Origin of the sequence: Arthrobacter sp. efr-133-TYG-118, from assembly GCF_030209755.1 — a bacterium.
GTDB lineage: Bacteria > Actinomycetota > Actinomycetes > Actinomycetales > Micrococcaceae > Arthrobacter.
Window position 1 is genome coordinate 1 of sequence record NZ_JARVRH010000034.1, and the last position, 8,858, is coordinate 8,858.

The window sequence follows — 8,858 nt, forward strand, 5'->3', positions numbered from 1 at the left end:
AGCCCGTGAGGCGCTGGTAGACGCGCAGCGCCTTCACCCCGCCCATGCCCAGCAGCAGTTCCTGCTGCAGGCGGTGGTCACCGCCGCCGCCGTAGAGGCGGTCCGTGATCCCGCGCGCGGCGTCGTCGTTGGCCGGAACGTTGGAATCGAGCAGCAGCAGCGGCACGCGCCCGACGTCGGCCCGCCAGATGTGCGCGTTGAGCTTGCGTCCGTTGGGCAGCGGCAGCGAGATCGTCACTGGCTTGCCGGTGCCGTCCTCGGACGGTTCACGCAACAGCGTCAAGGGCAGGCCGTCCGGGTCAAGGACCGGGTAGGTTTCCTGCTGCCAGGCGTCCCGGGACAGGGACTGCTTGAAGTAGCCCGCCTGGTAGAGCAGCCCGACGCCGATCAGCGGCACACCCAGGTCCGAAGCGGCCTTCAGATGGTCCCCGGCCAGGATCCCGAGGCCGCCGGAATACTGCGGAAGCACCTCCGTGATGCCGAACTCCGGGGAAAAGTACGCGATGCACGCCGGAGCGTCCGGACCCAGGCCCTGGTACCACCGCGGCTCACTCAGGTACCGGTCCAGGTCCGCAGCCGCGTGCTGGACACGCTCTACAAGTTCATTGTTGGAAGCAAGTTGGTCCAGCTGATCGCGGCTGATTGATCCGAGGAGGCTTATTGGATCGTGGCGGCTCTCCTCCCACAATTCCTGGTCAAGGCTCGCAAAGAGCTCACGGGTAGGCCGGTGCCACGACCAGCGCAGATTCGTGGCGAGACGCGCCAGTGGCCGGATCGGCTCGGGGAGCAGGGTACGGACGGTAAACCTTCGAATTGCCTTCACGAGCGTCACACTAATCCACTCGGTAGACAGCAGGAACAGCTTTCGGTTTCTTTTAGGTAAATGACACATTGCGCGGAAGAGTCTGGGGTACCTCTTCGCAAAATGTGATTTTTCTCGCTAACGTCGAGGTTGTGACCACTACTGCAGCACCGCGATCCAGCTCAGCATCCAAGTCCAAGCAGAAGACCGGTATCACCGAAGGTCTCAGGTTCGGCAGATTCCCCATCACGGCTGTGCAGCCCGTGATCGAGGAAGGCCGGTTCCCGGCCAAGGCCTTGCCTGGTGAAGATTTGGTGGTTGGCGCCACGGTCTTCCGTGAGGGCCACGACCAGCTGGGGGTGAGCGCCGTCCTGCTGGACCCCAAAGGCAAAGAACGCCAACGTGTCCGGCTCGCCCCGGCCCCGGGTGAGCGTGGCAAGGGAACCGACCGTTGGGAGGGTTTGCTGACCCCCACCGCGCCCGGAGCCTGGACCTTCGCAGTCGAGGCCTGGCACGACCGCTACGGCACGTGGCACCACAACGCGGAAGTGAAGGTCGAGGCCGGCATCGACGTGGAGCTGATGCTGGCCGAGGGCGTCGCCCTGCTCGCGGAAGCGGCCGGCGAAGGCACGAGAAACGGGGCGGACAAGCGCATCCTTCGCGCTGCCTCTGAAGGCCTCGCCGATACTTCGAAGACTGCCGAGGAGCGCCTTGCCGCTGGCTTCAGCGCAGAGGTCGCAGCCGTCGTCGAGCGCCAGCCGATCCGTGAACTGGTGACCGTCTCGGAACAATACCCGCTCCTCGTGGAGCGTGACCTCGCCGGACGCGGGGCCTGGTACGAATTCTTCCCCCGTTCCGAAGGCGCCGTTTTCGACCCCACCACGGGAACGTGGACCTCAGGCAACTTCACGACGGCGGCCAAGAGGCTCGACGCCGTTGCGGACATGGGCTTCGACGTCATCTACCTGCCGCCCATCCACCCGATCGGTTTCCAGCACCGCAAGGGACGCAACAACACCTTGACGCCGGGTCCGCAGGATCCCGGCTCGCCGTGGGCCATCGGCTCCGAAGCAGGCGGCCACGACGCCATCCACCCGGAATTGGGATCGTTCGAGGATTTCGACGGTTTTGTGGCGCGCGCCAACGAGCTGGGCCTCGAAGTGGCGCTGGACTTGGCGCTGCAGGCCGCCCCGGACCATCCTTGGGTGAAGACCAATCCTAAATGGTTCACCACTCGCGTGGACGGCAGCATCGCCTACGCCGAAAACCCGCCCAAAAAGTACCAGGACATCTACCCGCTGAACTTCGACAACGATCCTGCGGGTCTGTCCAAGGAGATCCTGCGGATCGTCTTCCTCTGGGTGAGCCACGGCGTGAAGATTTTCCGTGTGGACAACCCCCACACCAAACCGGTGTGGTTCTGGGAATGGCTGATCGGCAAGGTCAACAAAAAGTACCCCGACGTCGTTTTCCTCGCCGAGGCGTTCACCCGCCCCGCGATGATGCACGCACTCGGCCGGGCAGGATTCCAACAGTCGTACACGTACTTCACGTGGCGGAACACCAAAACCGAACTGGAATCGTATTTCCAGGAGGTCAGCCACGAATCTCCGGCGTACTTCCGACCCAATTTCTTCGTCAACACCCCGGATATCCTCACCGAGTACCTCCAATACGGCGGTCCGGCCGCGTTCCGCATCCGCGCAGCACTGGCAGCCACCGCCAGCCCGCTCTGGGGCGTGTACGCCGGATTCGAGCTGTACGAGCATGTGGCGCGTCCCGGTGCCGAAGAGTACATCGACAACGAGAAATATGAGTTCAAGGACCGCAACTGGGATGCCGCAGCGGCTTCCGGGCACAGTCTCGCCCCGTACATCACGCGGCTTAACGCCATCCGGAAGGCCCACCCAGCCCTGGGTGACCTGCAGAACCTGACGTTGCATCACAGCACGGATGACGCCACCATCGTGTTCTCCAAGCACAAGACCTTGCCCGACGGCAGCAAGGACACCTTGATCATTGTGGTCAACGTCGATCCCCACGGCACCCGGGAAAGCACTGTGACCCTGGATCTCTCCGCTCTTTCGCTGGATCCATCCGACTTCACCGCCAACGGGCGGTTCTGGGTGGATGATTTGGTCAGCGGCGAAAGCTGGGAGTGGGGCGAGTACAACTACGTCCGGCTGGACGCCCATGTAGAACCGGCACACATTCTCAATATCCGGAGGTAGCCTTAGTGAGCTTTAATCCGCAGGGTCAAAGTCAGTACTTCACGCCGAAGAACACTTTCGAGCTGAATGCCCCGGGTCTTCAACATGACCCTCATTGGTATCGGAAGGCTGTTTTCTACGAAGTGTTGGTAAGGGCCTTCGCGGATGCGAATGGCGACGGTTCCGGTGACTTCCACGGACTGATCGACAAACTGGATTATCTGCAGTGGCTCGGAGTGGATTGTTTGTGGCTGCCGCCGTTCTTCGATTCGCCTTTGCGCGACGGTGGTTACGACATTTCCGATTACACGTCGGTGTTGGACGAGTTCGGCACCATCAGCGACTTCAAGCGGCTCGTGGCCGAAGCCCATGCGAGGGGCGTCAGAGTCATCATCGACCTGCCGCTGAACCACACCTCGGACCAACACCCTTGGTTCCAGGAGTCACGCAAGAACCCGGACGGCCCGTTCGGCGACTTCTACGTATGGAGTGACACCGACGAGAAGTACCAGGACGCGCGCATCATCTTCGTGGATACGGAAGAGTCGAACTGGACGTTCGATCCGATCCGCCGGCAGTTCTTCTGGCACCGCTTCTTCGGCCACCAGCCAGACCTGAACTTCGAGAACCCCAAGGTCATCGAGGCCGTTCACGACGTCGTCAAGTTCTGGCTGGACCAAGGCATTGACGGCTTCCGGGCAGATGCCATCCCGTACCTCTTCGAAGAAGAGGGCACCAACTGCGAGAACCTGCCGGCCACCCATGGCTTCCTGCGGGACCTTCGGAAGATGGTGGACGAGAACTACCCCGGCCGTGTGATCATCGCCGAAGCCAACCAACCGCCGCACGACGTCGTGGAGTACTTCGGCACGGAGGAAGAACCGGAGTGCCACATGGCCTTCCACTTTCCCATCATGCCGCGCCTTTACTACGCGCTCCGCGACCAGAAAGCCGCTCCCATCATCGAGACACTGCGGGATACCCCGGGAATCCCGGCCGGCGCGCAATGGGGTACCTTCCTGCGAAACCACGACGAACTCACCCTGGAGATGGTCACCGCCGACGAACGTGCCGCCATGCTGGGCTGGTACGCGCCGGACCCGCGTATGCGGGCCAACATCGGCATCCGGCGCAGGCTCGCTTCCCTGCTGGACAACTCCCGCTCCGAGATCGAACTGATCAACGCGTTGCTGCTTTCCCTGCCCGGCAGCCCCTTCTTGTACTACGGGGACGAAATCGGGATGGGAGACAACATCTGGCTTGACGATCGCGACGCCGTCCGCACGCCGATGCAATGGAACCCGGACCGCAACGCAGGTTTCTCCAATGCCGATCCCGGAAAGCTCTACCTGCCCGTCATCCAGTCGCTGGTCTACAACTACAGCATGGCGAACGTCGAGGCCGAAGCGGCCCACTCCGGCTCGCTCCTGCGCTGGACGCGCCAGATCCTGAGCGTCCGGAGGAACCACGCCGTCTTCGGGCTAGGCGGCTACCGGAACGTTCCGGCAGACCACGAGGTGGTTCTTGCCTATTTGCGCGAGCTCCGCGAGGACAATCCGGAAGGCGAGGACGCCGAATCCGTCCTTTGCGTCTTCAACTTGTCCCAACATCCGGTTGCTACCACTTTGGACATCCCTGAATACGCCGGAAGGGGCCTAAGGGACGTGTTCGGAGGCCAGCCGTTCCCGGGAATCGGCGCCGACGGCTCCCTGACCCTCACGCTCGGCAGCCACGACTTCTTCTGGCTGCGGATTCGTTCGGCGGGCTCCACCGGCTCCTCGCCGTACACCCAGGCCATCCCAGTGCTCTCCATCGAAGGCTGACATGAGTCACATGGCGCCCACCACGGTCCTGGCCTCCCTGCTCAAGGAATGGCTGCCCCGGCAGCGCTGGTTTCCGGTCAAGGCAGGGCTATTCGAACTGGATTTCGTCGGCTCGTTCGGGCTTCCCGCGCCCGACACCGGGATCGGCCTGGAGGTCCAGCTCATCTCCGTCGCCTACGCCACGGCCGACGGGGGGAGGCAGACTGACATCATCCAAGTACCGCTCAGCTTCCGCTCCGCGCCCGCGGCCTCCTTGGCAACTGCTTCGGTGGGCCAGATCGGTGGAACAAGCGAGCAGGACCCGCCTATCTGGGTATACGACGCCCCACACGATCCTGACTTTGTGACTGTATGGCTCGATCTCATCCGGGGTCAGGTGTCCGCCGAGCCCGGAGAGGGGGAGTGCACCGCGAGTGGTCATACGGTGCCGGGCAGCCTGCGGCTGCCCTCTGCCTCAGGATCCGTGCGCGTCTCGTCCGGTGAGCAGTCCAATACTTCAGTGATCGTCGACGACGGCGTGTCCGCGGCGATCGTGAAGATCTTCCGGGTCCTGTCGGTCGGTAAGAACCCCGAGGTGGAGGTGGGCGCGGCCTTGACCTCGGCGGGAACGAAGGAGGTGCCCTCTACCCTTGGCTGGATTACCGGAACATGGGAGGTAAGGACACCCCTGGGCCGGCACGGCACAGCCTCGGCGGATTTCGCCGTTGCCCACGAATTCCTCGCCGGCGGGCAGGACGCTTGGCGCCTCGCCGTCGACGCTGCGGCATCAGGCAAGGACTTTGCCACCGAAGCCCGGCAGCTGGGCCAGGCGACTGCCACCGTGCACCTGCGGCTCGCGGAAACCCTCGGAACCGCCCGGGAACGTGTTCCGGGTCAGGACATCGCGCCCGAAGTAGCTCGGCGCGTCCGCCAGTCGTGGGCTGAGGCCGGCACCGCCGTCGGGCCCCATGAGCAGCAGCTTGAGGCACTCCTGACGCAACTGTCGGGCAAGGAAGCCGGGACGCTGCAGCGCATCCACGGAGACCTTCACCTGGGCCAGATCCTCTTGGTGCCCGGGGCCGCGGGCCAACCGGGCCGGTGGGCGATCCTGGACTTTGAGGGCGAACCCCTGAGGCCGATCGAACACCGTAACATTCCAGACGTTCCCCTCCGGGACGTCGTCGGAATGCTGCGGTCCTTCGACTACGCAGCCGGTGCGGCCATCCGCGAGAACCCGGGCGCCCGGGTTCCCACCACGTGGGTTGACGACTGCGCCGAGGCGTTCCTGGTCGGCTACAGCGACATCACCCCCGGAACTATTGACCGCCGATCGCCACTGTTTGTGGCATTGTGGCTGGACAAGGCCTTGTACGAGGTGATCTACGAGCTGCGGAACAGGCCGGACTGGTTGCCCATTCCGGTCAATGCTTCGCGGCAGCTCCTCGGAAACACGAGCCCCGGCACGGACGCCGCGGCGACATCGGAAGGTAAGGAAATGACAGGCTCAGCACGTACCGAACGGCCCCGAGTCCCGCTGTATGTGGACGCCGCTACCCTGGGCCGGGTGGCCGCTGGTGCGCACCATGCCCCGCACTCGGTGCTGGGCGCCCACCTTGACGACCACGGTCACGTCACCATCCGCACGGTCAAGCACCTCGCGGCGGAGGTAACTGTAGTCACCGAAGCCGGTTCCACCCCGATGACCCACGAGACGGACGGGATCTGGGTGGCGGTCCTCGAACCGCTGCAGCACGGCCACGTGCCGGACTACCGCCTGGACGTTGTGTACGGCGATTCCGCACCGGTGACGATCAACGATCCCTACCACTACCTTCCAACTGTCGGCGAGGTGGACCTGCACCTCATCGGAGAAGGCCGGCACGAACGGCTCTGGGACACACTGGGCTCCCACGTCCAGCACTACCGTTCCCCGCTCGGCGATGTGGACGGCGTTTCCTTCGCCGTCTGGGCGCCCAACGCACAGGCAGTCCGCGTCAAGGGCGACTTCAACTCTTGGGATGGGCGTGAGCATGCCTTGCGCTCCCTGGGGTCTTCAGGCGTCTGGGAAGTCTTCATCCCGGGGGTTGGAGCAGGGGCGTGCTACAAATTCGAACTGCTCACCAAGGCCGGCCATTGGGTGGAGAAAGCCGACCCGCTCGCCTTCGGCACCGAAGTTCCGCCCCTGACCGCGTCACGCGTGGTGGAGTCCGGCTACCGCTTCAAGGACGACGCCTGGATGACGGCGCGCGCCAACAAGGATCCGCACAACTCGCCCATGAGCGTCTACGAAGTCCACCTTGGTTCCTGGCGCCTTGGCCTCGGGTACAAGGAGCTGGCCAAGGACCTCGTGGAGTATGTGAAGTGGCTTGGCTTCACCCACGTGGAGTTCATGCCGGTGGCCGAGCACCCCTTTGGTGGTTCATGGGGCTACCAAGTCACGTCCTACTTTGCTCCGACCTCGCGCTTCGGACATCCGGATGAGTTCCGGTTCCTGGTCGATTCACTGCATCAGGCGGGCATCGGCGTCATCCTTGACTGGGTCCCCGCCCACTTCCCGAAGGACGCATGGGCTCTTGCCCGCTTCGACGGAGAACCACTGTACGAGCACTCCGACCCGCGGCTCGGTGAGCACCCGGACTGGGGCACTCTCATCTTCGACTTCGGCCGCACGGAGGTTCGCAACTTCCTGGTCGCGAACGCCCTGTACTGGCTTGAGGAATTCCACATCGACGGGCTTCGGGTGGATGCCGTGGCCTCCATGCTCTACCGGGACTATTCCCGCGAGGAAGGGGAGTGGTTCCCCAACGTCCACGGCGGACGCGAGAACCTGGAAGCAATCTCCTTCCTCCAAGAGGTGAACGCCACGATCTACAAGACCCACCCGGGCGCAGTGACCATTGCCGAGGAGTCCACGGCGTTCCCCGGCGTCACGGCACCGACCAACCATGGCGGCCTGGGATTCGGCCTCAAATGGAACATGGGCTGGATGCACGACTCCCTCAAGTACATCTCCGAAAACCCGGTGAACCGTCGCTGGCACCACGGCACGGTGACGTTCTCCATGGTCTATGCCTTCACAGAGAACTTCCTGCTGCCCATCAGCCACGACGAGGTTGTGCACGGCAAGGGATCCATGCTGCGCAAGATGCCCGGCGACCGCTGGCAGCAGCTTGCCAACCTGCGGGCGTTCATGGCTTACCAATGGGCGCACCCGGGCAAGCAGCTCATCTTCATGGGGACCGAATTCGGCCAAGAGGCCGAATGGTCCGAACAGCACGGGCTCGACTGGTTCCTTGCCGACATTCCCGCGCACCGCGGACTGCAATTGCTCACGCGCGAATTGAACACGCTGTACAGCTCGACGCCGGCCCTGCATGTCCGGGACAACGAGCCTGGCGGTTTCCAGTGGATCAACGGTGCGGACGCGGATCGCAATGTACTGACCTTTATCCGGTGGGACCACGACGGCAACCCCCTGGTGTGCGCCGTGAATTTCTCGGGAGGCCCGCACCGGGACTATGTGCTTGGCGTCCCGTCTGCCGGCGCATGGCAGGAAGTGCTCAACACTGACGCCGACGTGTACGGAGGCTCGGGTGTGATCAACAGCGGTGAACTGCTTGCCACCGCACCAGGGGCGGAAGGACTGCCTGCTGCACTGACCGTCACCTTGCCGCCGCTCGGAGCTTCCTGGTTCGCGCCTGTGGGGTAGTTGTTCTGCTTGTCTGAGGGTGAAGGGTCCGGAAGCCTTGAGCTTTCCGGGCCCTTTGCGTGGATCTTGCAGGCGGCCGCTGAGGCGCAGGACGCCGCCTGGCGGGGTTTTGCCTCCCCGGAGAACTGGTGGTATAGTTAGTACCCGCGCTGCTCCCCAGTGGAGATCGGTGAAGTTGACTAAGTTCCTCGTGAAAATCAAGTCAAGAACGCCGATTTGACTAGGAGGCAAGCAGCCGGTAAGTTTGAAAAGTTGCTCCGGAGCGAGCCTGGACCCTGTGGGGTGTGGGTGGTGCCGGGTGTGTCTGTTGTTTGAGAACTCAATAGTGTGCCAAG

The 8,858-nt window shown here is 63.5% G+C and carries 4 protein-coding genes; 3 read left to right on the top strand and 1 reads right to left on the bottom strand.

All coding sequences use genetic code 11. From position 1 onward, the window contains the following. Positions 1-823 (bottom strand): alpha-glucan family phosphorylase (gene glgP, locus QRN59_RS22290; protein WP_284984621.1); only part of this gene is annotated, 823 nt, incomplete at its 3' end. A 131-nt stretch (positions 824-954) separates the two neighbouring features. On the opposite strand from glgP, the gene QRN59_RS22295 reads away from it, so the two are divergent. Genes QRN59_RS22295 through QRN59_RS22305 form a run of 3 tightly spaced genes read left to right on the top strand, consistent with a single transcriptional unit; the run spans position 955 to position 8,523 of the window. Beyond that, positions 955-3,033 (top strand): alpha-1,4-glucan--maltose-1-phosphate maltosyltransferase, encoded by a 2,079-nt coding sequence (locus QRN59_RS22295; protein ID WP_284984622.1) that lies wholly within the window; start codon positions 955-957, stop codon positions 3,031-3,033. 5 nt (positions 3,034-3,038) lie between these two features. After that, on the top strand, positions 3,039-4,835 hold the full coding sequence (treS, locus tag QRN59_RS22300) for a maltose alpha-D-glucosyltransferase (RefSeq protein ID WP_284984623.1): 1,797 nt from the start codon (positions 3,039-3,041) through the stop codon (positions 4,833-4,835). A gap of 1 nt (position 4,836) precedes the next feature. Next, entirely contained in the window at positions 4,837-8,523 is a 3,687-nt protein-coding gene (locus tag QRN59_RS22305; RefSeq protein ID WP_284984624.1) for a 1,4-alpha-glucan branching enzyme, read from the top strand. The last annotated feature ends 335 nt before the right edge of the window (positions 8,524-8,858 follow it).

Excerpts from the sequence above, each read along its gene's own strand:
- QRN59_RS22305 (WP_284984624.1), top strand. The coding sequence starts at position 4,837 with ATGAGTCACATGGCGCCCACCACGGTCCTGGCCTCCCTGCTCAAGGAA.